20 protein-coding genes are annotated in these 25,425 nt (G+C 73.8%); 6 read left to right on the top strand and 14 right to left on the bottom strand.

Annotated features, from left to right (window positions below):
- Positions 1-61: 61 nt before the first annotated feature.
- On the bottom strand, positions 62-658 hold the full coding sequence (locus IPL61_29225; GenBank protein ID MBK9035289.1) for a hypothetical protein: 597 nt from the start codon (positions 656-658) through the stop codon (positions 62-64).
- 328 nt (positions 659-986) lie between these two features.
- Positions 987-1,844, bottom strand: a complete 858-nt coding sequence (locus IPL61_29220; GenBank protein MBK9035288.1) for a hypothetical protein — start codon at positions 1,842-1,844, stop codon at positions 987-989.
- Between the two features lie 35 nt (positions 1,845-1,879).
- On the opposite strand from IPL61_29220, the gene IPL61_29215 reads away from it, so the two are divergent.
- Entirely contained in the window at positions 1,880-2,950 is a 1,071-nt protein-coding gene (locus IPL61_29215; protein ID MBK9035287.1) for a teichoic acid biosynthesis protein, read from the top strand.
- A gap of 497 nt (positions 2,951-3,447) precedes the next feature.
- Here the strand turns inward: IPL61_29215 and IPL61_29210 are convergent, their stop codons facing one another.
- Both IPL61_29210 and IPL61_29205 read right to left on the bottom strand, forming a co-directional pair.
- Positions 3,448-6,978: a hypothetical protein gene (locus IPL61_29210; GenBank protein ID MBK9035286.1), complete on the bottom strand. Its 3,531-nt coding sequence runs from the start codon at positions 6,976-6,978 to the stop codon at positions 3,448-3,450.
- Positions 6,979-7,578: 600 nt separating this feature from the next.
- Entirely contained in the window at positions 7,579-8,037 is a 459-nt protein-coding gene (locus tag IPL61_29205; GenBank protein ID MBK9035285.1) for a hypothetical protein, read from the bottom strand.
- Between the two features lie 283 nt (positions 8,038-8,320).
- Here IPL61_29205 and IPL61_29200 point away from each other — a divergent pair, with 283 nt between their 5' ends.
- Positions 8,321-9,133: an alpha/beta hydrolase gene (locus tag IPL61_29200; protein MBK9035284.1), complete on the top strand. Its 813-nt coding sequence runs from the start codon at positions 8,321-8,323 to the stop codon at positions 9,131-9,133.
- A gap of 119 nt (positions 9,134-9,252) precedes the next feature.
- Here the strand turns inward: IPL61_29200 and IPL61_29195 are convergent, their stop codons facing one another.
- Both IPL61_29195 and IPL61_29190 read right to left on the bottom strand, forming a co-directional pair.
- On the bottom strand, positions 9,253-10,869 hold the full coding sequence (locus IPL61_29195; protein MBK9035283.1) for an ATP-binding protein: 1,617 nt from the start codon (positions 10,867-10,869) through the stop codon (positions 9,253-9,255).
- Complete coding sequence (locus tag IPL61_29190) at positions 10,854-11,309, bottom strand: hypothetical protein (protein ID MBK9035282.1); 456 nt, start codon at positions 11,307-11,309, stop codon at positions 10,854-10,856. The genes IPL61_29195 and IPL61_29190 overlap by 16 nt, the downstream gene beginning before the upstream one ends.
- A gap of 145 nt (positions 11,310-11,454) precedes the next feature.
- Between IPL61_29190 and IPL61_29185 the strand changes: the two genes are divergently transcribed.
- Positions 11,455-12,225: a hypothetical protein gene (locus IPL61_29185; protein MBK9035281.1), complete on the top strand. Its 771-nt coding sequence runs from the start codon at positions 11,455-11,457 to the stop codon at positions 12,223-12,225.
- A 271-nt stretch (positions 12,226-12,496) separates the two neighbouring features.
- Here IPL61_29185 and IPL61_29180 read toward each other — a convergent pair whose 3' ends face one another.
- From IPL61_29180 to IPL61_29165, 4 genes are all read right to left on the bottom strand, one after another.
- Positions 12,497-14,551, bottom strand: a complete 2,055-nt coding sequence (locus IPL61_29180; GenBank protein ID MBK9035280.1) for an ATP-binding protein — start codon at positions 14,549-14,551, stop codon at positions 12,497-12,499.
- 46 nt (positions 14,552-14,597) lie between these two features.
- A complete protein-coding gene (locus tag IPL61_29175; protein ID MBK9035279.1) occupies positions 14,598-15,941 on the bottom strand; it encodes a hypothetical protein in 1,344 nt (447 codons plus the stop codon).
- Positions 15,942-16,008: 67 nt separating this feature from the next.
- The gene (locus IPL61_29170; protein MBK9035278.1) at positions 16,009-17,634 is read right to left on the bottom strand and encodes a thrombospondin type 3 repeat-containing protein; all 1,626 of its coding nucleotides are present in this window, start codon (positions 17,632-17,634) and stop codon (positions 16,009-16,011) included.
- 176 nt (positions 17,635-17,810) lie between these two features.
- A complete protein-coding gene (locus IPL61_29165; GenBank protein ID MBK9035277.1) occupies positions 17,811-18,374 on the bottom strand; it encodes a hypothetical protein in 564 nt (187 codons plus the stop codon).
- 140 nt (positions 18,375-18,514) lie between these two features.
- Here IPL61_29165 and IPL61_29160 point away from each other — a divergent pair, with 140 nt between their 5' ends.
- Genes IPL61_29160 through IPL61_29150 form a run of 3 tightly spaced genes read left to right on the top strand, consistent with a single transcriptional unit; the run spans position 18,515 to position 20,180 of the window.
- A complete protein-coding gene (locus IPL61_29160) occupies positions 18,515-19,216 on the top strand; it encodes a methyltransferase domain-containing protein (protein ID MBK9035276.1) in 702 nt (233 codons plus the stop codon).
- Positions 19,213-19,827, top strand: a complete 615-nt coding sequence (locus tag IPL61_29155) for a tail fiber protein (protein ID MBK9035275.1) — start codon at positions 19,213-19,215, stop codon at positions 19,825-19,827. Before IPL61_29160 ends, IPL61_29155 begins: the two co-directional genes overlap by 4 nt.
- Positions 19,824-20,180 carry a tail fiber protein gene (locus IPL61_29150; protein MBK9035274.1) on the top strand — a complete coding sequence of 119 codons (357 nt, stop codon included), beginning with the start codon at positions 19,824-19,826 and terminating at the stop codon, positions 20,178-20,180. Before IPL61_29155 ends, IPL61_29150 begins: the two co-directional genes overlap by 4 nt.
- A gap of 100 nt (positions 20,181-20,280) precedes the next feature.
- Here the strand turns inward: IPL61_29150 and IPL61_29145 are convergent, their stop codons facing one another.
- The 4 genes from IPL61_29145 to IPL61_29130 all read right to left on the bottom strand — a co-directional run bounded on the left by IPL61_29145 (position 20,281) and on the right by IPL61_29130 (position 25,244).
- Positions 20,281-20,919 carry a hypothetical protein gene (locus tag IPL61_29145; GenBank protein MBK9035273.1) on the bottom strand — a complete coding sequence of 213 codons (639 nt, stop codon included), beginning with the start codon at positions 20,917-20,919 and terminating at the stop codon, positions 20,281-20,283.
- Complete coding sequence (locus tag IPL61_29140) at positions 20,916-21,608, bottom strand: hypothetical protein (protein MBK9035272.1); 693 nt, start codon at positions 21,606-21,608, stop codon at positions 20,916-20,918. The genes IPL61_29145 and IPL61_29140 overlap by 4 nt, the downstream gene beginning before the upstream one ends.
- A 311-nt stretch (positions 21,609-21,919) precedes the next feature.
- On the bottom strand, positions 21,920-23,086 hold the full coding sequence (locus tag IPL61_29135) for an elongation factor Tu (GenBank protein MBK9035271.1): 1,167 nt from the start codon (positions 23,084-23,086) through the stop codon (positions 21,920-21,922).
- Between the two features lie 364 nt (positions 23,087-23,450).
- Positions 23,451-25,244, bottom strand: a complete 1,794-nt coding sequence (locus IPL61_29130; protein ID MBK9035270.1) for a chloride channel protein — start codon at positions 25,242-25,244, stop codon at positions 23,451-23,453.
- Between the last annotated feature and the right edge of the window lie 181 nt (positions 25,245-25,425).

Here is a 25,425-nt window from a genome sequence, read left to right as displayed (position 1 = left end):
CGGTGGCGGAGCGCCCGACGGTGTCGCCGGTGGGCAGGTGCTTCGTAGGGTCGTTGAGGAGTTAGTGGACCATGCCGAACACGAAATCGAGCGCGCCCTTGCCCTGGATCGGACAGGTCACGTAGATCTCCTCGCGGCCGTACCGGGCCATGCCGTGGCTGAGGAACGACATGCGGTCCTCGGACTCGCGCGCGGTGGTGATGTCGACGGCGATCTCCGAGGGCAGCGCGCCCTGCTCGACCCCGAGCTTGGCCATGTCTCGGAACAGCGCGGCCTTGTGGAACACCACGCCGTGGCCGAGCATCGCGCCGACCGCGGGGACGTGCTCGATGACCGCGGCGGTGAGCGCGGCCATGCGGGTGTCGCGCTCGCGCTCGGCGCCGGTCAGGCCGAGCGCGGTGACCATGAGGTGCGCGCGCGCGGCGGTGGCCTCGGGCGGCGGCACCGCGGTCGGCCCGGAGGCCATGTTCGGCGCGTCGGGGTGCGGCGGCATCAACGCGACGAACAAGACGCCACCATCGCCGAAGGTGAAGGTCTGCAGGTCGCCGCTCGGCGCGTCGACGCTGAGCTCGATCCCGAGCGAGCCCGCCGAGGCGATCACGAGGTCGGGCTCCGGGTAGGACGGGTCGCGGAGGAGAACGAAGGCGAGGTCGGCCATGGGCCGAGCCTCGCATGGCCCTCCGCGATCGTCGGGCACGTCTCGGGCCAGGATCGCCGCCCGCGCGATCGGGACCTGATCTACCCTTTCAAAGCACTAGAATCGCATGAGAATTTCGGCCTACCGCGTCAGAAATGGGGGGGGTCTGCCGCTTTCAATGCACCAGAATCGCATGAGAATTTCGGCCTACCGCGTCAGAAATGGGAGGGGTCTCCGCTTTCAATGCACCAGAATCGCATGAGAATTTCGGCCCACCGCGTCAGAAATGGGGACAGGCTCCCGTCCCCCAGATTTCTGTGACGCGGTAGGCCGAATTGTATTTTAGATTTCATGCACATGGAGGGAAAGACCCGGTCCCCATGGCGTCGAGCCAGCGCTCGGGAGGGCCCCGGCGGACCATGCCGCCGAGGTCGAAGACCGTCAGCTCGTCAATGCCGGCGGCGTGGGCGCGGGCGACGTCGCGGGCGAGCTCGTCGGGGCCGCGGTAGGCGGGCTCGTCGCCGAGCGCGCCGGTCGAGACGCAGCCGAGCGAGAGCGCGGCGCGCGGGCCGAAGCGGCGGCGGGCGAGGCGCGCGGTCACCGTCAACAGCGCCTCGGCGCGCCGACGGCCGACGAGCCCGCGCGACCAGCCCTCGTAGAGCGACGTGTACGCCATGACGCTGTGGCGATCGACCGGCAGCGCGGTCACCGGCGTGCCCAGCAGGCGTTGCAGCCACTCGCCGCCGAGCTCGACGGTGAGGAACGGCAGCACCGCGGTCGACACCCGGCGCGTCGCCCGCCAGCGCGTCACCGCCGCGACGTACGCGGCGCGGGCGGTGCGGTAGGCCGCGGGCGTCGGCCGCGCGCTCAGCGCGAGGCGCCCGCCCTTCCACGCCTCGAGCTCCGCCAGCGGCGGCTCGAGATCGAGCACCAGCTCGTCGCAGGTCGGGGCGGTCGCGACGACCGCGTCGGCGAACGCGAGGAAGGCCGTGGCCGAGGCCACGCTCGCCCAGCGCCCGGCCGCGTCGTCGATCATCGGCCACAGCGCCACCACCAGCCCTGCGGCTTGCAGCCGTCGCACCAGCGCGTCGACCTCGCCCAGCTGCCACGGTCGCACCGCCAGCACCAGCGCGATCCCGCGCGCGCGCAGCGCCGCGATCAACGCCGGCCGCGCGACCTCGTCGAAGGCCAGAGTCTCGCACCACACCCGTCGGCGCACGATGCCGGATAGTATCGTCGCCGATGCGAATTCTCTACGGCGTGGTGGGTGAAGGCATGGGCCACGCGATGCGCTCGCGCGTCGTGCTCGAGCACCTGGTCGCGGCCGGCCACGAGGTCGAGATCATGGCCTCGGGGCGCGCGGTCGACTTCCTCGGCAAGCGCTTCGACGGCGTCAACCGCATCCACGGCCTGCACATGGTCCTCGAGGAGAACCGCGTGCGCCGTGGCAAGACCCTGTGGTCCAACGTCGTCGGCGGCGCGCTCGGGCTGCCCGACAACATCGGGGCGTACTTCGATCTGATCGGCGCGTTCGAGCCCGAGGCGGTCATCAGCGACTTCGAGTCGTGGACGCACCTCTACGCCAAGAACCACCGCCTGCCGATCCTGTCGATCGACAACATGCAGATCATCCACCGCTGCGCGCTGCCCGACGACATCATCGGCGACGACGGCGTCACGTTCCAGCTGACCAAGGCGTTCATCAAGTCGAAGCTGCCGTTCTGCGACGCGTACTACATCACCTCGTTCTTCCGCCCGCCGATCCGCAAGGCCGACACGTTCCTGTTCCCGCCGATCCTGCGGCCCGAGATCCTCGCCGCCACGCCCGGCCCCGGCGATCACCTGCTGGTCTACCAGCCCGGCGCCAACGCCGCGCTCGAGGCCGCGCTGCGCGCGCTCGGCCGCGAGTGCCGGATCTACGGCATGCGCCCGGGGCTCGCGACCGAGGAGCACGACGGCGCGCTGCGGTTCCGGCCGTTCAGCGAGGCCGGCTTCATCGACGATCTCGCGACCGCGGCCGGCGTGGTCGCCGGCGGCGGCTTCACGCTCATGGGTGAGGCGGTGTTCCTGCACAAGCCCATGCTCGCGATCCCGCTCGCCGGTCAGTTCGAGCAGATCATGAACGCGCGCTACCTCGCCAAGGAGGGCTACGGCCTCGCCGCCGCCGACATCAACGAGCCTGACCTGCTCGCCCGCTTCGTCGAGCGCCTCCCCGACCTGACCGCCGCCCTCGCCGGCTACCACCAGGACGGCAACCGCGAGCTCCTCACCGCCGTCGATCACTTCCTCACGATCGCCGCCCAGCCCCGCTGAAGGGGACCGGATCTACCCATCCAGGCACCTGAAATCAGGGCCGTTTTTTTGAGCTCACCGCGTCAGAATAGGGGGTCTACCCCTTCAAAGCCGCAGGATCGCTGAGGAATTTCGACCTACCGCGTCGAGGCTGATTCACGCGTGGGGTGGGTCGGTCCCGATGCGTGGTCGAATCGGTAGGCGGATTTATGAACTCGCCTCAGGCCATTCTGACGCGGTGCAGTCAAATAGGTGTGTTGTTCTAAACGGTTACGACCCACGATCCTGTCCCCTATTTCGACGCGGTAGGTCGAAATTCCTAAATGATTAGAATTGGTTGAAGGGGTAGATCCTGTCCCCTATTCGCCGGCGCAGAAATCAACGAGCACGACCTGCTCGCCCGCTTCGTCGAGCGCCGACCCGACCGCCGCCATCGCCGGCACGGTCGAAAAGTCGAGTAGTTCAATTTACTTACGACCCATGAGCCGGTCCCCAGCGAGCCCGTGGCCACGACCCGCTCACCGGGCGAGTAGCTCGAGATCGCGGGCGACCGCGGGGTCGGTGGGATCCGAGAGGCGCTGGAACTCGAGCCGGAGACGCACGAGCGGGTCGGCCCGTGACGCCTTGGCGCGCGCGGCGAGGGCGGGATCGTCGATGAGCAGCGCCAGCTTGACGGCATCGAGCCCTGGGCGTCCGTGCGCTGCGCGCGCGTGCGCGGCCACCTCGGTCCAGGTCGGGGCTGCCGTCAAGACGGCCCACAGGGGATCCCGGGCGGTCGCGAGGTCCGCGGCGACGTCGACGGCCGCGCGCGTCCGTCGGAGCTGTTGCCACCGGCTGGCATCGGGCGTCGCCAGCGCGATGCGGTCGATCGCGCAGTCGACGGCGACCGTGCCGGTCGCGAGCGCCGGCCACAGCCGCGTTGCCGCGGCCTCGTCGGCCAGGCACGCATCGAGGTCGGCGGGCGTGGCCCGGCGCCAGCCGACCCGACCACGCGCCGCTGCGCGGAGCACGTGCGCCAGCGCCGCGGTCCGGGGATCGACGCGCGGTCGCTCGACGACGCTCGTCATGTGGTCGATCAGCGTGGTCGCGGCCTCGACGTACTTGGCGTCGTCGTCGCCGCGCTCGACCCGCGCCCGCGCCCGCGCCGCGTCGCTGGTGTCGAGCGCCTTCGCCTGCCGCATCCGGTCGACGACGGCCGCGGCCGCGACCGCGTCCTGCCGGAAGTCGGCCGCGCCCAGCACCACCGCGTAGGCGTCGGGGTTGTTCGGCGCGAGGATCTGATACTGGGCGGCCAGGTCGATGGCCCGACGCCAGGCAGGATCCCCGCTCAGCTCCGCCTGGATCGGGTCGGCCTGGTCATCACGCGCGAGCGCCGTCACCACGTCGAACGCCGTCTCGCCGTCGAGCTTGAGGAGCCGCGCGTCGACCCGGCGCGCGAGCACCCGGATCGCGGCCTTGTGCCGCAACAGGGCCGCCAGGTTGCCGACGACGATCGGATCGTCGGCGGTTGCCCGGTAGGCCTTCTCCATCGCGGCCTCGGCCTTGGCGACGTCGGCGATGTCACCCGAGCAACCGTAGGCGTGCAAGTACGCGACCGCGGCGTTGTTGTAGCCGGCCAGGTTCGACGCGTTCGCCGTGGCCAGGCAGGTCCGCGCCGCCTCCTCATACTTGCCCGCGCACGCCGCCCACTGACCGGCACGCTGCATGCGCCCCGCGGCCAGCTCGAGCAGCGACGACTGCACGAACGGCGATCGCTGGTCGGCCTTCAGATACCACCCCTCGCGCGCGTCCTCTTCGTCGGTCAGGAGCGCGAGCAGGACCGCGACGTCGCTCCGTATCTCCGTCGGCGCCGTCGCGAACAGCGTCGTCGCGACCTCGGTCGCGCGCGCGGTGCTGCCGATCTCCCGGTAGAGCTGCGCGACACGAAAGGTCAGGACCGGATCTGCCTTGGCCAGGAGTCCGCGCAGCTCGGCCTCGGATTCGTCGACCTTGCCGAGGCGCGCGTAGATCTCGCCGAGCCCGAGGTGAAACTCGGGTTGGCCCTCGGCGGCAGCGCTGATCGAGAGGAAGACCCGCTCCGCCTCGCCGAGCAACGCCTCGCGAGCCGGGCCGCTGGCGATCTGCGCCCGGCGCACCTTGTAGGTGCCCAGCGCGAGCGACGCCGGGACGACGTCGCCGAGCGCGACGTAGGCCGCCTGCGCGCTGACCACGGCAGGGGCGGCCTCGATCTGCTCGCGCATCCACGTCATCACGGCGTCGCTGCGCTCGGCGTCGGTCGCCGCGGCGTTGACCTTGGCCCGCAGCGCGCCCGGGACGTCGTCGCGCTGCAACCTGGCCCGCACCTGCGCCTCGGCCTCCTGGGCCGCCTCGTCGAGGGTGCCCCCGGCCGCGACGAACCGGCGCAGCCGCGGGGCCAGCATCGCGGTCAGGATGGCGTCGGCCTGGTCGAGGTCGCCGCGCGCCGCGGCGAGCTGGCTGAGCATCACCCGGCCATCGCGCACCAGCTGGCCGGCCGCGCCGAACGCCTGCAGCCGGGCCGCCGCCGCGTCGAGCCGCCCAGCGTCGAAGTCGATCCCGGCCAGGCGGATCGCGGCGCGCTGATCCCACGGGCGGCGCCGGACCGCGGCGGCGAGGTCCGCCGGGGTGCGCTGCTCGTCGTCGGCCTCCGCCCGGGCGGCGGCCGCGCGGTCGCGCGCGTCGCTCACCTTGGCTCGATCGGGATCGTCAGGCGACGCCGCGGCCAGCCACGCCTCGACCTCGCCCGACGCGTCGTCGAGCAGCGCCGGCGTGTCCGCGAGCGCGGCGAGGGCCTTGCCGGCCGCGGCCGTCGTCTCCGGCGTCCGCGGCGCAGCCATCAAGATCGCGACGGCCTCGGTCGGCTCGGCCTCGGCGAGCGCGGCCGCCATCTGCAGGCGGAGCGTGAGCATGCGTGCGTCGAGCGCCGCCGTGCGGCCGACATCGTGCCCGCTGCGCGCCAGCGCCGCCGCCTCGCGCAAGATCGTCAGCTCGGCGTCGGGCACGTCGTGCAGCGCGGCCATCCAGCCATCGAGCGCGGCGAGCATGGCCTCACGCGCCTGGCCTTCCTTGGCCGGCCCCGGCAGCGCCTGGTACCGGCGCACGACCCGCAGCGCCTGATCGAGATCGCCCGGCGCCAGCGGCGTCGGCACCAAGGCGGCCGTCAGCCGGATCACGGCGGCGCCGGCGCGCTCGCGTCGATCCGCGTCGACGCGCTCGAAGTCGGGCCCCGTGAGCTCGCGATCGAGCCGCTGCAGCGCGGCCTCGCGATCGCCCCGCTCGGTCGACGCCAGCGCCGCGTCGAAGCGCTTGCGCGCCAGCCGGCCCGGGTCGGTCAGGTGCTGATGGAGCGCGAGCCCGCCGATGCCCAGCACCACGGCCGCGATCACGGCGAGCCGCGCCAGCCGCGCGAACGTCGACAACGGCGCGCGCGCGAAGATCCGGTAGCCACCGGGCTCGTCGGTGACCACGTACGCGCCGATCGGCAGCAGGGGCACCCAGGCGACCGAGACGCAGTGCGTGGTCGTGTACGAGCCGTCGCCGCGCTGATCGCGGCGGCCGTAGAAGCCGACCCCGCAGCCGTTCCACCGCGCCAGGGTGGGGCCGTCGCCGCGGAGCGGCCGCGGCGCGTCGAGCTCGGCGCGGGCGGCGCGGGCGATGGCGTCACCGGCTCGGTCGCGCGCCAGGCCCGCGCACACCTTCCGCGCGGCGCGCTCGCGGTCGTTCGTGAACAGGTAGCGCGCGTGCGCGAGCCGCTGGTAGCGCGCCGGCGAGGCCTGGGCCGCGTCGAGCAGCTCGCGCTGATCGGCATCGCGGGCGTGCGCGCGCGCCGCCGCGAGCCACGTGGCCGAGGTCGCCTCGTCGCCGGCCGCCAGCGCGACGACGCCGGCCCGCGCGTAGATCGTCATCAGCGCCTGTTCGACCTCGGCGCGATCGGCGGCGGTCAGGTCCGCATCCGCGCGCGCCCGCTCGGCCGCCAGGGCGTCCAGCCGCACCCGCAGCGCCGCGACGTCGGCGACCGACACGGCACCCACGACCGGCTCGTGCGACCGCGCCGCCACCCACGCTGACTCGAGCAGCGCACCCAAGGAATCGAACTTCTGCGACATCACACCCTCCCAGCAAGCTATCCAGGCGCCCGCTCAACTCGGCGCGCCGTGGGGCAGCACCACGCCACCGCCCCGGATGACGCGACAGGTCGCGACCGTTGTCAAGCGCGGACCACGCGGCCGGGAGCGGCCGGGGCCCGACCGAGGCGCGCGGAACTGGCGCTGTCTCTCAGGAACAGCGGCGCCCGACCGACGCGCGCGGAACTGGCGCTGTCCCTCGGCAGCAGCGGCGCCCGACCGACGCGCGCGGAACTGGCGCTGTTCCTCGTCAGCAGCGGCGCCCGGCCGAGGCGCGCGGAACTGGCGCTGTCCCTCGGCGACAGCGGGGCCCGGCCGACGCGCGCGGAACTGGCGCTGTCCCTCGGGAGCAGCGGCGCCCGACCGACACGCGCCGAGCTGGCGCAGTCTCGCGGGACGTTGGACCACGGCGCGAGCGAGACCCAGGCGGCGTCGCGCGCGATCCGCGGGAGACGCCGCTCACGAAGTCGCGGACTCGGGCCTTGGCCCGAGACGGGTCGGCGGTGGCTAGCGCGCGGGCGTGCCGAAGGTCTTGGCGAGCCACGCGTCGGCGGTACCGCGCTCGAGCCGCCAGCCGAAGTACTCGCGGGGGCCGGTGGGCGGGTGGTCGATGACCAGCTTGTGGTCGGCGTGGTCGGGACCGTCGACCGGCGTGATCCGGAAGGTCGAGCGCATGGTGGTGCCGGACGCGGGCAGGAAGTACTCGAGCTCGCCGCCGTCGACCTCGTGGAAGAACACCTCGAAGTCGCCCTTCCAGATCGTGCGGTGCTGCCGGATCGCGCCGCCGGTCTCGTCGAACATCACCAGCTGGAAGCGATCGCTGGGCGTGCGCGGCGCGTGATCGAGCCAGACCCGATCGTGCAGCAGCTCGGCCGCTTGATCCGGCGGCAGCGGCTTGCGCTTGGCCTCGGACTGATGACACGCGAGCAAGGCGGTGGCGGCCACGGCGACGGCGACGGTTCTCATGGCGCCAGCATAGCGCAGTGCTCGACCCGACGACGCACACTACCGGAGCCCGCGGCGGGTCGGGGCGCCGCCACGCCACCCCGGCCATCGTCGAGCATGGCGCCGTGATCGACCCGACGACCCACACTACCGGAGCCCGCGGCAGATCGGGGCGCCGCCACGCCACCCCGGCCATCGTCGAGCATGGCGCCGTGATCGACCCGACGACGCACACTGCCGGAGCCCGCGGCGGGTCGGTGCGCGGCGCCGCCACGCCGCCCCGTCCATCGTCTAGCATGACGCAGTGATCAACCCGACGACGCACGCGACCGGAGACCGGGGCTGGTCGGTGCGCCGGATCGGCCCCACGACCGGCCCCGCCAGCCCGACGATCGTGTGGCTGCACGGCCTCGGCGAGCTGGCCACGACGTTCGCGCCGATCACCGCGGCGGCGGCGCTAGCCCACTGCGCCCACCTGCTGATCGACCTGCCCGGCCACGGCGGCGCGCGCGCGCTCGAGGACGCCGGCGCCGCGGCCTGGGCGAGCCCGCCGTCGATCGACGCCACCGCCGCGCTGCTCGCGACCTGGCTGGCGCCGGCCGCGCCGGTCGTGGTGATCGGCCACTCGTTGGGTGGTGTCATCGCCACCGCGCTGGCCGCGCGCGCGCCCGAGGTCGTCGCCCAGGTGATCGACGTCGACGGCAACGTGGCGCTCCCCGACTGCACGTACTCGAGCCAGATCGCCGGCTACGCGCTCGCCGACTACGTCGCGCACGGCCACGCCGAGGTCAGCGCGCGGCTCGCGGCCCACGCCGATCCGATCATCGCCGGCTACGGCCAGCGCCTCGCCACCGCGGCGCCAGCGCAGCTGTGGCGCTACTCGGTGGATCTGGTCGCGTGGTCGCGCGACGAGGACTCGGCCCGGCGCCGGGCCGCGCTGACCGTGCCGCTCACCTACGTCGCCGGCCACCCCGGCGGCGCCAGCCCACGCTCGCGCGCGCTCCTGGCCGAGGCCGCGGTCCCCACGATCGAGGTAAGCCCCGCCGGGCACTGGCCGTTCCTCGATCAGCCCGCGACGTTTGCCGTGCGCGTCGCCGGGTTGGTCGCGGGCGACTGAGCTGCAGCCCGCGACCTTCGCCGCGCTGGTCGCCGAGGTCATCGCGGATAGCTGACCCAGCGCACTGATCGCCATCGTTGCGCGGCGCGAGAGAGATCGCGGCGCGACCGCGCCCCGGATCAGAGCTGGCTGACGACCTTGCCCATGGCCTGGTACTCCGACCGGGCCGCGCGCAGCAGGTGGCGCATCGCGATCGCCGTGCCCTCGTCGGCCGCCAGGAACGCCGCCCGCAGCGCCGCGTTCTTGATGTACCCGCCCGTCATCTCGAACCGCGCCGCCAACGCGTCGTGATCGATGTCCGCGGCCACCGCCGCCTCCTTCGGCAAGAGCGTCCGCCACAGCCGCGCTCGCTCGTCCGGCTCTGGCACCGGGAAGTCGACCCGCAACGACAGCCGCCGTCGGAACGCCTCGTCGATCGACGTCTCGTGGTTCGTCGTCAGGATCACGATCCCCGCGTACGACTCCATCCGCTGCAGGAGGTAGTTCACCTCCAGGTTCGCGTACCGATCGTTGCTCGACTGCACAGCCGTCCGCTTCGCGAACAGCGAGTCGGCCTCGTCGAACAGCAAGATCGCGTGCCCCGCCTCCGCCGCGTCGAACAGCTCCCCCAGGTTCTTCTCCGTCTCCCCCACCCACTTGCTCACCACCTTCGACAGGTCCACCTGGTACAGGTCCAGCTTCAGCTCCTCCGCGATCAGCCCCGCCACCATCGTCTTGCCCGTCCCCGGCGGCCCCGAGAACAAGGCCGACAGCCCCAGCCCCTTCGCCACCTTCCGCCCGAACCCCCACCCCTCGTAGACCTGCCGCCGGTGCCGGATCCGCGCGATGAACTCCCGCACCTCCGCGACCGCCTCCTCCGGCAGCACCAGATCGCTCCACGTCTGCCGCCACGTGATCCGCATCCCCAACGTCGCCAGCTTCGCGTCGAGCACCCCGCGCAACCCCTCGTGCAGATCCGGCGCCACCACCTGCGGCGCCTCGTCCGCCTCCGCGCGCGCCCGCGCCTTCGCCACCGCCGCCGTCGCCGCCGCCCCGATCACCCCCGGTGTCACGAAGTACCGCTCCGCCGCCCACCGCGCCAGCGCCGCGTCGGTCCCCGCCGGCAGCGCCCGCTGCCACAGCGCCTCGCGCGCACGCTCGCCGGGCACGCCGACCTCGAGCACCACCGTCCCGCGCCCCAGCTGCGGCGGCCGCCCGGTGATCCGCCCGCACGTCGCCGCCACCGGCGCCGCCGCCCCGCCCAGCAGCGCCTCGTCGATCCGGACCGTCCCGTCCGCCACATATTGATCCAGCTCGTCGAGCACGATCACCGCCCGCCACAGCACCGCCTCCCGCAGCAGCACCGGGCCCAGCGCACGCAGCCCCGCCTCGTCCTTCGGCAGCGCCCGCGCCCGCACCCGCAACGTCGTCAGCCCGTGCCGCGCCGCCGCCGTCGCCAGCATCGCCTTGCGCCCCGACCCCTCCGGCCCTGACAGCAGCAGCACCGGGTGCGCCACGCCCCGTCGGCTCGACGCGAGCGCGGCGCCGACCAGGCCGACCAGCTCCTCGAACTGCGCGTCGTCGAGCACCAGCGCGTCGCGCGAGCGCGGCCGCACCAGCTCGACCAGCCGACCCAGCATCCGATCGAGCACGTCCTTGCCGTGCACCAGCTCGACCACGCGCTCGACCGCCCGCACCCGTCGCAGCACGAACGGCGTGTCGGCCTGGCCCTCGAGGTGGATCAGCCCGTACCGCACCAGCGTGCCGTCGGGCCCCAGCTCCTCGGGGACGCGCGCGCGCGCGCGGGCGTGGTGTAGAGCAGCTCGGCCAGGAGCCCGACGTCCGGGTGCTGGCGCTGGCCGTCGTTCATCAGCGCGCGGACCTGCGCGCGCAGCCGCAGATCGAGCTCGAGCCCGATCAGCAGCACCAGCACCTGCAGCTCGGTCGGGCTCAGCCCGAAGACCGCCTGCAGGCGCCGCAACGGCACGGTCGCGGGCGCCGACGCCGCGGCGCGCGCGTCGACGAGGGCGAGGCCGTCCGCGAGCTCCGCGCGCAGGCCCGCGAGCTCACCGTCGTCGGCAAAGTGGGCGGGGTCACCGAGCTGGCGCCGACGCACCGCCGCCCGCAGCGCGAGCCGAGCCAGGCGCAGGTGGTCGTGCAGGTGCTCGGCCGGCGTCCCGTACGGCGTGGGCGTCACGGAGGGCACCGTACCAGAACGCGGCGGGCCGGCGACCGGTCCGGGTTGGTGGCTCGTCCGCGCTGCGGAGGTCGTGGTGCCCGCGACGAGGGACGCCGCTCCGCCATGAGGTCGTGCGATCGCGAATCTGCTAGCGTCGTCGACGATGACCTCGACGCCGTGGCTGGTGCTCCGATTTCCGCGCGCGGCCGGCGCGACCACCCTGTCGGGCGTGCTCTCGGCCGACGGCCAGCTCTTCGTGGAGCGCGGCGAGACGATCGCGGCGGTGTGCGACCTGCTCGCCGCACGAGCGCCGACCGCGAGGCCGGTGCTGGTCGATCCGCTCGACGGACGGCACGGGCTCGCGCACCTCGTGCTCGAGGAAGCACAGCGGCGCGGCTGGGAGTTCGCGCGGCATCCGCCGCCGGGCCACGAGCTGCACGTGCTGGATCTGGCCGGCGCCGACGCGGAGCCCGCGCGGTCCATCGCCGACGCGACCGCGCTCCTCGAACAGCTCGCCGGGGCGATGGGCGACGCCTGGAAGGATCAAGAGCTCGGCGAGAGCATCGGCATCGGGCGCCAGGCGCTGACGCTGTGCCTGCATCACTTCGGGGCGTGGCACCCGTACACGTACTGGATCCTCTCGAACTTGTTCCAGGCGTCGGCGGGAACTGGCAACGACGACAACGTGCGGGCGGCGTCCGCGTTCGTCGACGATCTGTTGTCGCGTGACATGCCCGAGACCATCGTGGGTGGTGCGAGCTCGATCGTGCGGCTCGACGAGCTCGCGCATCGGTGCCTCGCGAGTGGGAACGTCCGGCTCGCGACGCGCGTGTACGACGCGGCGATCGCGATCGCGCGCAAGGCGTACGGCGAGCAGCACACGACCTACGCGCAGATCCAGGACCGGAAGGCTGCGGCGCTGGCGAGCTCGTGAGCGGTGGGCCAGGCCGCGCGGCGCCCGCGATGACGATCGCGATGACCAGCCCGCGCTTCGGGCCGGCGCTCGACGCGCGCTAGTGCTCCGACCGGATGATTCTGAACCCGCCACGCCGCCGATCCATCCCCGTGGGCTTCGTTCCAACTCCTCGAGTTACAGGCAGTAGCCCTTCGTCGTTGCGCCTCGCCCTTGGGGCGCCTCGACGCCGTGGACGGATCACAAGCACCCGGTTGGAGCCCTAACCGCCGCTCATTCCGCGCGCCCCAGGTCAGAGCTGGCTGACGACCTTGCCCATGGCCTGGTACTCCGACCGGGCCGCGCGCAGCAGGTGGCGCATCGCGATCGCCGTGCCCTCGTCGGCCGCCAGGAACGCCGCCCGCAGCGCCGCGTTCTTGATGTACCCGCCCGTCATCTCGAACCGCGCCGCCAGCGCGTCGTGATCGATGTCCGCGGCCACCGCCGCCTCCTTCGGCAAGAGCGTCCGCCACAGCCGCGCTCGCTCGTCCGGCTCTGGCACCGGGAAGTCGACCCGCAACGACAGCCGCCGCCGGAACGCCTCGTCGATCGACGTCTCGTGGTTCGTCGTCAGGATCACGATCCCCGCGTACGACTCCATCCGCTGCAGCAGGTAGTTCACCTCCAGGTTCGCGTACCGATCGTTGCTCGACTGCACAGCCGTCCGCTTCGCGAACAGCGAGTCGGCCTCGTCGAACAGCAAGATCGCGTGCCCCGCCTCCGCCGCGTCGAACAGCTCGCCCAGGTTCTTCTCCGTCTCCCCGACCCACTTGCTCACCACCTTCGACAGGTCCACCTGGTACAGGTCCAGCTTCAGCTCCTCCGCGATCAGCCCCGCCACCATCGTCTTGCCCGTCCCCGGCGGCCCCGAGAACAAGGCCGACAGCCCCAGCCCCTTCGCCACCTTCCGCCCGAACCCCCACCCCTCGTAGACCTGCCGCCGGTGCCGGATCCGCGCGATGAACTCCCGCACCTCCGCGACCGCCTCCTCCGGCAGCACCAGATCGCTCCACGTCTGCCGCCACGTGATCCGCATCCCCAACGTCGCCAGCTTCGCGTCGAGCACCCCGCGCAGCCCCTCATGCAGATCCGGCGCCACCACCTGCGGCGCCTCGTCCGCCTCCGCCCGCGCCCGCGCCTTCGCCACCGCCGCCGTCGCCGCCGCCCCGATCACCCCCGGCGTCACGAAGTACCGCTCCGCCGCCCACCGCGCCAGCGCCGCGTCGGTCCCCGCCGGCAGCGCCCGCTGCCACAGCGCCTCGCGCGCACGCTCGCCGGGCACGCCGACCTCGAGCACCACCGTCCCGCGCCCCAGCTGCGGCGGCCGCCCGGTGATCCGCCCGCACGTCGCCGCCACCGGCGCCGCCGCCCCGCCCAGCAGCGCCTCGTCGATCCGGACCGCCCCGTCCGCCACATATTGATCCAGCTCGTCGAGCACGATCACCGCCCGCCACAGCACCGCCTCCCGCAGCAGCACCGGGCCCAGCGCACGCAGCCCCGCCTCGTCCTTCGGCAGCGCCCGCGCCCGCACCCGCAACGTCGTCAGCCCGTGCCGCGCCGCCGCCGTCGCCAGCATCGCCTTGCGCCCCGACCCCTCCGGCCCTGACAGCAGCAGCACCGGGTGCGCCACGCCCTCGCGGTCGCGCTCGATCGCCGCGCGCACCAGGCCGCACAGCTCCTCGAACTGCGCGTCGTCGAGCACCAGCGCGTCGCGCGGCCGCGCCGACACCAGCTCGGCCACCCGCGCCAGCCCGCGATCGAGCACGTCCTTGCCGTGCGCCAGCTCGACCACGCGCTCGGCCACGCGCACCCGCCGCAGCACGAACGGCGTGTCGGCCAGGCCCTCGACGCGGATCAGCGCGTGGCGCGCCAGGCTGCCGTCGCGGCCCAGCTCGTCGGGGACGCGGGTGCGCTCGGCCCCGACGTAGAGCAGCTCGGCCAGGAGCCCGACGTCGGGGTGCGGCCGCTGGCCGTCGTCCATCAGCGCGCGCACCTGCTCGCGCAGCGCCACGTCGAGCTCGAGCCCGATCAGCAGCACCAGCACCCGCAGCTCGGTCGGCCGCAGGTCGAACGCGCGGCGCAAGCGCTCGAGCGGCACCAGCGCCAGCTCCGACGCCTCGGCGCGGGCGCGGCTGTGCAGGTCGCGCCGGGTCAGCTCGGTCCGCAGGCGCGCGAGCTCGAGATCGTCGTCGCCGTTCGCCAGGTCGCTCATCTGGCGCGCGCGCGCGGCGATCGCCAGCATCAACCGCGCGAGCTCGAGCTGGTCGGTCAGGTGCTCGACCGGTCGCTCGTACGACTGCGCGGACACGGCGCGACGGTACGCCCGCCCAGCCCGCGCGAGCGACCTGCGCCGCCTACTTCAGCAGGCCCATGAGCGCCGGCAGCGCCGCGGCCACGCTGGCCGCCAGCAGCACCGCGCACGGCTGCCACACCCGCAGCACCAGATCGCGGCCGACCGGCTCGTCGCGCCGCCGCGCGGTGAACACGATCGCGCCCCGGGTCCCGAGCACCGGACGCGTGGTCATCCGGAACGGCCCCTCGCCGGTGGTCGCGGTCGTGAACCCGGCGACCTCGACCTCGTCGCCGTCGCCCAGCGCCGGCACGATCGCGCCGGTGCCCGCCTGCGCGGCCCAGGGCGGCGTCGGGCTGACCACGTCGCCCCCCGCCGGCACCGCGAGGTCGCCATGGGCGGTGCGCAGCGTGAAGCCCTGGCACTGCGGCGCCAGCCCCGCTAGCCAGCCGCGGTGGTGCAGCGTCGCGACCGTCGTGCTGGCCGGCGCCTCGACCACCACGGTCCCGCGCTGGATCGCCGCCGAGCGCTGCGCGCGGCGCGCGCGCCGCAGGCCCCGGATGTGCGCGAGCGCGACCGCGACGATCGTCATGATCGCGAACCACCACCCGCCGATCAGCACCGGCACGTACTGCGTGTACAGCTGCGCGGCGTGGTCCTCGTGGGTGCCGCCCAGATCGATCGCCCCGATCGCCACCATCACCAACCAGCCAGTGATCGCCGCCAGCGGCCACCGCGCGGCGCGGAGCCAGCCCGGCCGCCAGGTCGCGACGCCGGCGATGATCGCCGCGACCACCAGCGGCGGCGCCAGCGCCGGCACCAGCGTCGCGCGCACGAACGCCGCCGTGAGCTCCGCCGACTGCGACGTCGACGCCGCGTACACCGGCAGCCACAGCGCCGTCGCGAGCACGTCGGCGATCGCCAGGGCCGCGATCGCGGTGAGCCAGCGCGGCGTGACGGTCGAGCCGCGCCCGAGCACCAGCGCGGCCACCAGCACCACCGCGCCAGCGCGGAGCGCGTAGGTCGCCGCGACGTCGGTCAGCGGGTACAGCTCGGCGACCAACGGATGGTGGGCGTGGACGACCTGCCACATCGCCGCGAGCACCACCGCCAGGCCGGCCATGACCGCGGCCAGCACCACCGCCGCCTGCGCCCACGGCGACACGCCCTCGTACCGCGCGGTGACCGCGGTGATCAGCGCGCCGATCAGCGTCACGGTCGCGACCATCCCGACCCTGATCGGGCCGGCGCCGTGATCGAACACCTGGCCGACCAGCACCGCGGCCACCGCGAGCAGCGCGACCGCCAGGGCGGCCGCGGCGATGATCACGGCCCCGAGGCCGCGGCCACCCGCCGGGGTCTGCCACGCGCCCGGCACCACCACGTGCGAAGGAGAGATCGCTCGCATCCCTCGATTGTTCGCCGCGGCTATGCCGACTGCAACGGAAATCCCCGGCTGCGCGGCGGCCCGGGGGTCAGTCGCGACGGCGACGACGACGCACCAGCGCCGCGGTCGCGGCCGCGAGCGCGAGCGCCGACGCGGGCGAGCCACCGGTCTGGCAGCACCCGCCCGCGTCGCCAGGCAGGTCCGGCGGCGCGTCGAGCGCGGTGGCGTCGCGCGGCGCGGCGTCGAGCCCGGGCATCGCGTCCGCGGTCGGGTCCGGCGCGTCGATCAGCCCGGCGTCGATCAGCGGCGCGTCGATCAGCCCGGCGTCGATCAGCGGCGCGTCGATCAGCCCGGCGTCGACCAGCGGCGCATCGACCAGCGGCGCGTCGACCAGCGGCGCATCGACCAGCGGCGCGTCGACCAGCGGCGCGTCGACCAGCGGCGCGTCGATCACGCCCGCGTCCACCACGCCCGCGTCCACCACGCCCGCGTCCACCACGCCCGCGTCCACCACGCCCGCGTCGACCCCCATCGGCGTCGGATCGCACACATCCCCGAGGCCATCGCCGTCGCTGTCGGCCTGCAGCGGGTTGGGCACCATCACGCAGTTGTCGCAGGCATCGCCGACGCCGTCCCCGTCGCTGTCGAACTGCAGCGGGTTGGCCAGCATCACGCAGTTGTCGCAGGCGTCGCCGACGCCGTCGAAGTCACTGTCGGTCTGCGACGGGTTGGGCAGCATCGCGCAGCTGTCACAGGCGTCGCCGGCGCCGTCCCCGTCGCTGTCGAACTGCAGCGTGTTGACCACCGCCGGGCAGTTGTCGCAGGCGTCGCCGGGGCCGTCGCCGTCACCGTCGGTCTGGCTCGGGTTGCCGACGGTCGGACAGTTGTCGCCGCTGCCCCCGACGCCGTCGAAGTCGACGTCGGGCTCGCACGAGCCCGGCCCGCCGCCGGCGCACACCCAGCCCGACTGGATCACGCACGCGGCCGTGCAGCCGTCGCCGCCGACGTTGCCGCCGTCGTCGCACTGCTCGCCCGGCTCGAGCGCGCCGTTGCCGCAGGTCATCGAGCACGCGCTGGGGTTGCCCGTGCACACCCAGCCGGACTCGATCTCGCAGACCGGCGAGCAGCCATCTCCGGCGACGAACCCGCCGTCGTCGCAGTCCTCGTTGAAGTGCTTGTTGCCGTTGCCGCACTGGCAGTACGAGTTGATCGTGATCCGGACGATCACGCCGTCGCCGCCGCTGCCGCACACGCGCAGCTGGGTCATCATCGGCTCGGTGATCTCGAGGTAGCCCGAGCCGTCGCCGCCGCTCGCCTCGACGCCGCCGGCGATGACCGTCACCGGCTGGGCCGTGCCGTAGGGGTTCATGATCAGGTGACCCGCGGTCAGCGGGTAGGCGCTGCCGTTGAGGTCGACGGTGAAGCGCTCGCCGGGGTCGACGTCGACCAGCTCGAAGTCGAAGCGCGCCACGATCTGCCCGAGCTGGTAGGTCGTGCAGGTCGGGCTCGCCCCGCCCAGCGCGAGCCCGGTGATCCCGTGCGCCGTCGCGGTCGTGGTCACCCCGCTGACCGTCACCGGCAGCAGATCGGCGTAGGTGCCGGTCGCGGTCGGAAAGAAGTTGGCGCAGATGTACTGGGCCTGGGCCGGCCGCGCCCGGCCCAACCACAGCATCGCCACGACGACCGCGAGGGTGAGCCGGATCGTCCGCGCCATCGGCCCATCGTACCTCACCGAGGTCGCCGGACCGCACGGTCTGGCGCGGCCGCGGTCCGTCGATGTCGCGAGCCCGTCTCGCCGAGCCGGACGCGCGGGGACGGCGGCGGTCTGCTCGATCCGCAGGGCGTCCGACCGCGGCGACGCGCCAGCGGCGGCCCTGCCCAGCGCCGTGATCAGCGCGCGCGGGCGATCCGCTTGAAGATCGCGTCACAGTCGCCGACGTCGGCCTGGTCGCGATAGATGCACTGGGCCATCAGGCCGTGGCCGTCGGCGGCCAGCACCACCATCGACGTCAGCCGCTCGCCCCGGGCCGCGCGCACCGCGCACGCCCGGCCGGCGGGCAGCTCGATCACCGCCGGCGCCTCGATCACATCGCCGAGGTTGCGGCCGTTGGCGGCGCACGCGGCGGGGTCGGTCGGGTCGAACGGCAGCGGCTCGGGCGCCTTCGACAGCACGACGCTCACCGGCGGGTCGCGCTGCACGGTCTGGAGGGCGACCCGGCCGTCGGACGGATCCGACTCGGTGCGCCACCCCGACGGCACCGGCACCGTGTAGGCGCCGATCTGGACCGTCGGCTCCGCGGCCTGCGAGGCCTGCTTGTCGGTCTGCTTGTCGGTCTGCTTGTCGGTCTGCTTGTCGGTCTGCTTGTCGGTCTGCTTGTCTGCCTGCTTGCCGCAGGCGGTCACCATCGGGACGACGGCGAGGGCGATCAGGATCGTGCAGTGAGCGCGGCGCATCCGCCGACGCTACGCGAGCGCGCCGAGGTTGTCTCGACCACGCCGTCCCGATGTGCCCCGCGCTCGCGTTCGCCGCCGACGACGATCGCGCGACGGCTCGCGTTCGCGCGGCGCCGCCGCCGGCGGTGCTATCCCTGAGCATGACCGCCCCGCGCGCTCCTGACGTCGCACCGCCGGACCCCGGCCACGCGTACTGGCAGCGCCACGCGCGACGCTACGATCGCTCGACGCGCCTGCTCGACGGGCCGCTGGCGTGCGCGCGGGTGCTCGCGGCCACCGCCGTGCGCGGCCGCGCCCAGGTCCTCGAGCTCGCGGCGGGGACCGGCGCCTTCACCACCGCGATCGCGCCCGAGGTCGGCGCGCTGATCGCCACCGACTACGCCGACGCGATGGTCGATCAGCTCGCGGCGACCGTGCGCGCGGCCGGCCTCGCCAACGTCACCTGCGCCCGGGCCGACCTGTACGACCTGCCCTACGCCGACGCCAGCTTCGACGCGGTCGTCGCCGCCAACGTGCTGCACCTCGTGCCCGATCTGCCGCGGGCGCTGGCCAGCCTGCGCCGCGTGCTCCACCCCGATGGCGTGCTCGTGGCCCCGACCTATCTCCATCGCGCGACCTGGCGCGCGGCGCTGCTGTCGCGGGTGTTCGCGTTGACCGGGTTCCCGGGCCGGCGACGGTTCGACGCCGACAGCCTGCGCGCCGCGCTCGCGGCCGGCGGCTTCGAGGTCACCCGCCTCGAGATCGTCCCTGGGCCGTTCCCGATCGGTCACGTCGAGGCCGTGCCCGCGCGCGCTGACCGTGCGGCCCCGTTGATCGCGTCTGGTGTATCGTCGGCGCCGTGAAGCGACGCGAGTTCTTGCAGTGGAGCGGCGCCGGGGTCGCGGCCGCGGTGGCGTTGCCCGCGTGCGGACCGATGACCGCGCCGCTCGGACCACCGCCGCCCGCCCCCGAGGCGGACGCCGGCGGCGTCGTCGAGGCATCGCCCGACGCGGGCCCCGTGACGGACCCGCCGGCGATGGTCGAGCCCGAGCCACCGCCCGCGGGCACGATCGTCGGCGAGCCGGTGCCCAACGACGACGGCGACCGACCGATGCTCGGCGAGCTGCGGATGTTCGCCGGCAGGTTCGCGCCCAGGGGCTGGGCGCCGTGCGACGGTCAGCTCCTCGCGATCGCCGACAACATGGCGCTGTACGCGCTGCTCCAGACCCGGTTCGGCGGCACCGGCGTCGACACGTTCGCGCTGCCCGACCTGCGCGGCCGCGTGGTCGTCGGCGCCAGCCCCGCGCTGCCGGCGGGCACACGCGGAGGCGACGCCACCGTCGCCTCGATCGAGGTCGCCGCCGGCACCGGCGCGACCGTCGCCGCGGCCGGCGCCAACGCCCAGCCTGACCTGACCACGCAGTACCTCATCGCCGTCGCCGGCGTGTACCCGGCGCGCGCCTCGACGGAGTGACCATGCCGATCCTCGGAGAGATCAAGCTGTTCGCCGGCGCGTTCGTGCCCACCGGCTGGGCCGCGTGCGACGGCCGGATGATGCCGATCCAGCACTTCGCGGCGCTGTTCTCGCTGCTGGGCACCACCTACGGCGGCGACGGCCGTACCACGTTCGCGCTGCCCGACCTGCGCGGCCGCGTGCCCATCCACGGGCCGCCCGGGACCCAGGGCGGCGACGCGGCGCTGCCATCGACGACGGTCGCCGCGGGCACCGGCGCCACCGCGGCCGCCGCCGGCGCGAGCAACATGCAGCCGTACCTGGCGCTCACCTACATCATCGCGATCGACGGCGTGTTCCCGTCGCGCGGCTGAGCGGCCTACCTGGTGCGCCGTCCGCTCGGGCCCGGCCCGCTCGATGAGCTGGCCGCGCGCGTGCGGGCCCGCGCCGCCGCCGTGCTCGGCGAGCCCTCGGTCAGCGCCCGCCCCACCGGACCCGCGCGCCGACCGGCCCGAGGCGCGCCTCGAGCAGGCGCGTCACCGCGGCCACGTCGTCGGCGACGACCGCCAGCGTCACCTCGAGCGGGCCGACCGCCTCCGCGACGATGTCGCGCCTGCTCGCCAGCGCGCGGGCCCAGGCGTGGACGTGCACGGTCGAGCGCGACCGCGCGCCCTCGTGCCAGTAGGCGTTCTGCGCCATGAACCGGATGCAATGATCCGCGTCGTCGAGGTCGGCGACCAGGTGCTCGGACCAGCTCGTGCTGCGATCGAGGTCGCGCTCGGGCATCGTCCACGCGCGCAGGCGCAGCGCGTCGGCGCCGTGCTCGACCCCGAAGTGGACCGCGAGATCCAGCGCGAACGCGCGCAGCGGCTCGACCAGCCCGTCGACCGCCTCGACCACCGGCAGCACCGGCGGCGGCGGCGGCGACCGGATCAGCTCGCGGATGCGCGCGAGCTCGTCCTCGCCCATGCACGACCGGATCCAGTCGGCGGCGCGGCCCTCGGTGAGCACCTCTCCGGCCGGCACCGACCACTCCATGTCGAGCGGCGCGCGCATGTCCATGACCACGCGGCCGCCTTCGATCGAGACCCGGTAGCGATCGTCGGCCGTCATCGTCGGGCCGTGGTACCGCGGCGGCCGCGCGCGCCGGTGGCCAGCGCGACGACGATCAGCGCCGCGCTCGACCAGCACCACATCGAGCCGAACTCCTCGAGCGCCAGCAGGGCCATCGTCGTCGCGAGCGTGCCGACGATGATCGCGGTCAAGAGCAGCCCGAGCCAGCGCGGCCGGAACAGCAGCACCAGCGCGCCGACCGGCAGCGCCCAGTAGAGCGTGAAGAAGACGACGTCGAGCGCGGGCTGGAGCCCGGCGTAGTGCGCGAGGAAGCTGGCCCAGGCCTGGTGGTGGTTGGGCCCGATGACCGTGCAGCGCGCGGGCCCGGCCGCGAACGCGCCGACGATCAGCGCCGCGCGCACGACCACGAACCCGAGCGTGGTGACGAGGAACGCCCGCGCGAGCCGGGGCCGCGGCGACCCGCGCTGCGCGAACCAGACCCACGCCAGCGGGACCAGGCCGATCAGCAGCCGGACGACCAGGCTGGCGATCACGTTGACGCGGTCGCACGCGTCGGCGCGGACCGCGATGTGCTCCCACAGCAGCCACTGCACCGCCTCCTGCGCGGCGATCGGGCTCACCGCGATCGCGAACGGGCGGTCGAGCGGCCGGTCGCGGCGCCACAGCCACGCGACGCCGGCCCACTCGGCCACCGCGAACGCCGCCGAGACCTCAGCGCTCCAGCACATCGACGCCTCCGACGGGCGCGTGGCCCCAGGCGTCGCGGTCGCGGCCGATCATCACGCGCGCGATTGTACGCGGTCCGCCGCGCCGTGAGCGCCGCGACCGCGATGCACGCGCGTGCGCGGTCAGCGTCGACCGACCGTCGCGACCACCGCCGAGCGTCACGCGCGCACGGTCCGCGGCACCGCGTGACCGCCGTGACCGCCGCGACCGGCGCGCCCGCCGCGCCCGCGCCGTCCGAAAATGCGACGGCCGAAAATGCGACGGCCGGAGTCCGAGGGGACTCCGGCCGCCTGACTTCATCGCTGGTGCGGCGCTACCCGACCTCGGTGACCAGGCCGGCGCCGATCGTGCGCCCGCCCTCGCGGACGGCGAACCGGACGCCGGGCTCGAGCGCGATCGGCCGGTCGAGCGCGAACCCGACCTCGGCCCGGGCCCCGGGCAGCATCTCGACGCCGACGTCGAGGGTCGCGGTGACGTCGGTGGCGCCGACGAACAGCTGCGGCCGGTAGCCGGTCCGGATCGCCTTGGCGCGACCGCCCTCGCGGGTGGTGAGCAGGTACAGCTCGGCGCGACCGCCGCGGTGCGGCGCCAGCGACCCGGGGGCCGCCAGCACCATGCCGCGCGCGATCTCGTCGCGCTTGACCCCGCGCAGGCGCAGGCCGACGTTCTCGCCGGCGCGGGCCTCGCGCTGCTCGCGGTGGAACGACTCGACGCCGGTGACGACGATCTCCTCGATCTCGCCGTCGCGGCGACCGACCAGCTCGACCTTGGCGCCGACCGGCAGCGTGCCGCGGCCGACTCGACCGGTGACGACCGTGCCGATGCCGTCGATGGTGTGGACACCCTCGACCGCCATCAGGAACGGCGCCGTCACGTCGCGCACCGGATCGGGGATGGCGCGATCCATCGTCGCGACCAGCTCCTCGATGGTCGCCACCCACGGATCGTCCAGGCGCCCGGCCGTGGCCGCCGCCAGCGCCTGCAGCGCCGAGCCGCAGACCACCGGCACGTCGACGTAGCCGAAGCCGCGCAGCAGCTCGTCGACGTCGAGCACGACCAGGTCGACCAGCTCGCGGTCGGCCACGTCCAGCTTGTTGACGAACACGACCAGGTGCGCCACGCCGACCTGGCGCGCCAGGAGGATGTGCTCGCGGGTCTGCGCCTGCGAGCCCTGGGTGCCGTCGACCAGCAGGATCGCGCCGTCCATCTGCGACGCGCCGGTGATCATGTTCTTGACGTAGTCGGCGTGGCCGGGGCAGTCGACGTGGGCGTAGCGACGCCGGGCCGACTCGTACTCGACGTGGGCCAGGTTGATCGTGATGCCCTTGGCCCGCTCGGCCGGGGCGCTGTCGATCTGATCGAACGCCAGGCCGACGCCGCCGTGCCGGCGCGCCATCACCTGCGTGAGGGCGGCCGTCAGCGTGGTCTTGCCGTGGTCGACGTGACCGATCGTACCGACGTTGACGATGAGCTTCTGCATGACACGTGTCCTCGTGGGTGGGCGACCCACCTGATGCGACCGCGTCGGGCGCTGTCGAGACCACGGACCATCCGCGCTCCTCGGGCCTGACGCGGGCCCGAAACGAAGTCGGGCCCCGGGACGCTGGGTCCGGGGCCCGATCGGCGCGATGTGCGCTGGCTAGGCTCTCGAGACGTGCGCGGTCCCCTCGGCGGCCCGGCGCCGGATCGACCGGGACGGGCAGCGCGATGACGCTGACGCTGATGAGTCGAGAGCGAGCACGAACATGACGACGCACCAATGCCAGGTTCGCGCTGACGCGTCAACGAGATTCGCGCGCACGCGGCGCAACTGCCGAGGATCGCGATCGCGGGGCGCGCGCGGCTCAGACCGCGTCGCGCGGGATCTCGAGCAGCTCGGTGTCGGCGTCGCCCGCGGCCTCGGCCTCGGCCGCGGCCTTGCTCGCGGTCCGGGCGCGCATGTACTCGTGGGCGATCGCGGCCTCGTCGAGGAGCCCGAGCACGCGCCGCTCGGCGTCGACCACCGGCAGCTCGCGCACGCCCATCGACATCATCACGTGGAGCGCGTGGTTGACGACCTCGACCGGGCGCAGCGCGACCGGCGGGCGCATGATGTCGGCGGCGCACACCAGGCCCTCGAGATCCGACTCGGCGGCGAGCGCGGTCAGGTCGGCGAGCACGATCAGGCCGACCAGGCGCTGGCTCTTGTCGAGCACCGGGAACACCTCCTGGCGCCCGGCGGTCGACAGCACCTGCAGCATCCGGCGCGCGCCCTCGCTCGGCGTGAACGTCGCGTAGTCGACGTCGAGCTTGACCTTGTCGATCGCCAGGCCGTCGATCGCGTCGATCACCTTGGGGTGGAGCTGGACGCCGTCCTGCTCGAGCAGCGCCTCGTAGATCGGGGTCGGCCGGAGCTGGCGCGCGAGGCCGTAGGCCATCATGTTCGCGATCATCAGCGGCAGCGTCAGGCCGTAGCCCGCGGTCATCTCGATGATGATCAGGACCGACGTGATCGGCGCCCGGACCGTGCCCGCGAACACCGCGCCCATGCCGACCAGCGCGAACGAGCCGACCTCGGAGTGGGCGTGGCCGAACACCTCGACGTCGAGCGCGCCGAACGCGCCGCCCAGCATCGCGCCCATGAACAGCGACGGCGCGAAGATGCCGCCGGCGCCGCCGCTGGCGTACGAGAACACCGTCGCGACCAGCTTGAGCGCGCCCAGCGCCAGCAGCACGCCGACGACGTACTGGCCCGACAGCGCGCCGCCCAGGACCCCGTAGCCGCCGCCGGTGATGCCGCGGGTGTGGACCAGGTACATCGCGGTGACCGCGAGCACGCCGGTGACGAGGCCGCCGATCGCGGGGCGGAACCACACCGGCATGCGGGTCGACGCGTTGAAGCGCTTGCGCAGCACCAGCAGCGACTCGGTGAACGCCACCGACACCAGCGCGGCGACGACCCCGAGCGCGGCGTAGATCACGAGCGACGACGCGTGGTCGAGGCCGTAGCCCATCGGGATCGTGAAGACCGGGTTCTCGCCGAGCACGCTGCGCTCGACCACGGCGGCGAGCGCGGCGGCGACGATCACGCCCGACAGCAGCGTCTGGTCGAGCTTGCCGACGATCTCCTCGATCGTGAACGTGACCGCGGCGATCGGCGCGTTGAAGGCGGCGGCGATCCCGGCGGCCGAGCCGACCGGCAGGAGCAGCTTGAGGTTCTGGGCCGTGACGCCGCCGAGCTTGCCGATGGCCTTGGCGACGCCCGAGCAGATCTGCACCGTCGGGCCCTCGCGCCCGAGCGACGAGCCGGTGCCGATCTGGATCGTGCCGATCACGAACTTGCCGACCGAGTCGCGCAGCCGCAGCTTCATGACCTTGCTGGCGTAGGCGACCTTGACCTGGGGCACGCCGCTGCCGCGCGCGCCCGGCAGGTAGTAGAGCATCACCCCCGACACCAGCGCGCCGAGCGTCGGCACCGCGATCACCCACGCGATCCAGATGTCGCCGGTGGCCTCGAACGCCGGCTCGATCGTGATCGACTCGACCCAGCGGATGCTGAGGTGAAACGCCACCGCGACCAGGCCGCACACGCCGCCGATCAGGATCGTCAGGCCGAACAGGCGCTGCCGCTCGGTCGGGCTGAACCGCGCCTTGGTCAACAGCCACAGCTGGTAGCTACGCTGGACGACGTCGGCCGCGAACGCGATCGGCTGCGCCGGCCACGCGGTCGGGCGCGAATCGTCGGGCGGCCGGGCTGGGTCGGGTGGTTCCGGCGCGCTCTGCCGTCCGCTCCACGTCGCGCTTGGAACGCGGGGATGCGGCGCACCACCCGTCGGTACC

Source organism: Myxococcales bacterium, assembly GCA_016717005.1.
In the GTDB taxonomy this organism is placed as follows: domain Bacteria; phylum Myxococcota_A; class Polyangia; order Haliangiales; family Haliangiaceae; genus UBA2376.
Note: the sequence above shows the minus strand (reverse complement) of the source record. Positions and strands in the feature narration are given on the sequence as shown.

Coding starts and splice junctions, on each gene's coding strand:
- IPL61_29225 (MBK9035289.1), bottom strand. CDS start 658: ATGGCCGACCTCGCCTTCGTTCTCCTCCGCGACCCGTCCTACCCGGAG.
- IPL61_29215 (MBK9035287.1), top strand. CDS start 1,880: ATGCGAATTCTCTACGGCGTGGTGGGTGAAGGCATGGGCCACGCGATG.
- IPL61_29205 (MBK9035285.1), bottom strand. CDS start 8,037: ATGAGAACCGTCGCCGTCGCCGTGGCCGCCACCGCCTTGCTCGCGTGT.
- IPL61_29185 (MBK9035281.1), top strand. CDS start 11,455: ATGACCTCGACGCCGTGGCTGGTGCTCCGATTTCCGCGCGCGGCCGGC.
- IPL61_29175 (MBK9035279.1), bottom strand. CDS start 15,941: ATGCGAGCGATCTCTCCTTCGCACGTGGTGGTGCCGGGCGCGTGGCAG.
- IPL61_29170 (MBK9035278.1), bottom strand. CDS start 17,634: ATGGCGCGGACGATCCGGCTCACCCTCGCGGTCGTCGTGGCGATGCTG.
- IPL61_29165 (MBK9035277.1), bottom strand. CDS start 18,374: ATGCGCCGCGCTCACTGCACGATCCTGATCGCCCTCGCCGTCGTCCCG.
- IPL61_29160 (MBK9035276.1), top strand. CDS start 18,515: ATGACCGCCCCGCGCGCTCCTGACGTCGCACCGCCGGACCCCGGCCAC.
- IPL61_29145 (MBK9035273.1), bottom strand. CDS start 20,919: ATGACGGCCGACGATCGCTACCGGGTCTCGATCGAAGGCGGCCGCGTG.
- IPL61_29140 (MBK9035272.1), bottom strand. CDS start 21,608: ATGTGCTGGAGCGCTGAGGTCTCGGCGGCGTTCGCGGTGGCCGAGTGG.
- IPL61_29135 (MBK9035271.1), bottom strand. CDS start 23,086: ATGCAGAAGCTCATCGTCAACGTCGGTACGATCGGTCACGTCGACCAC.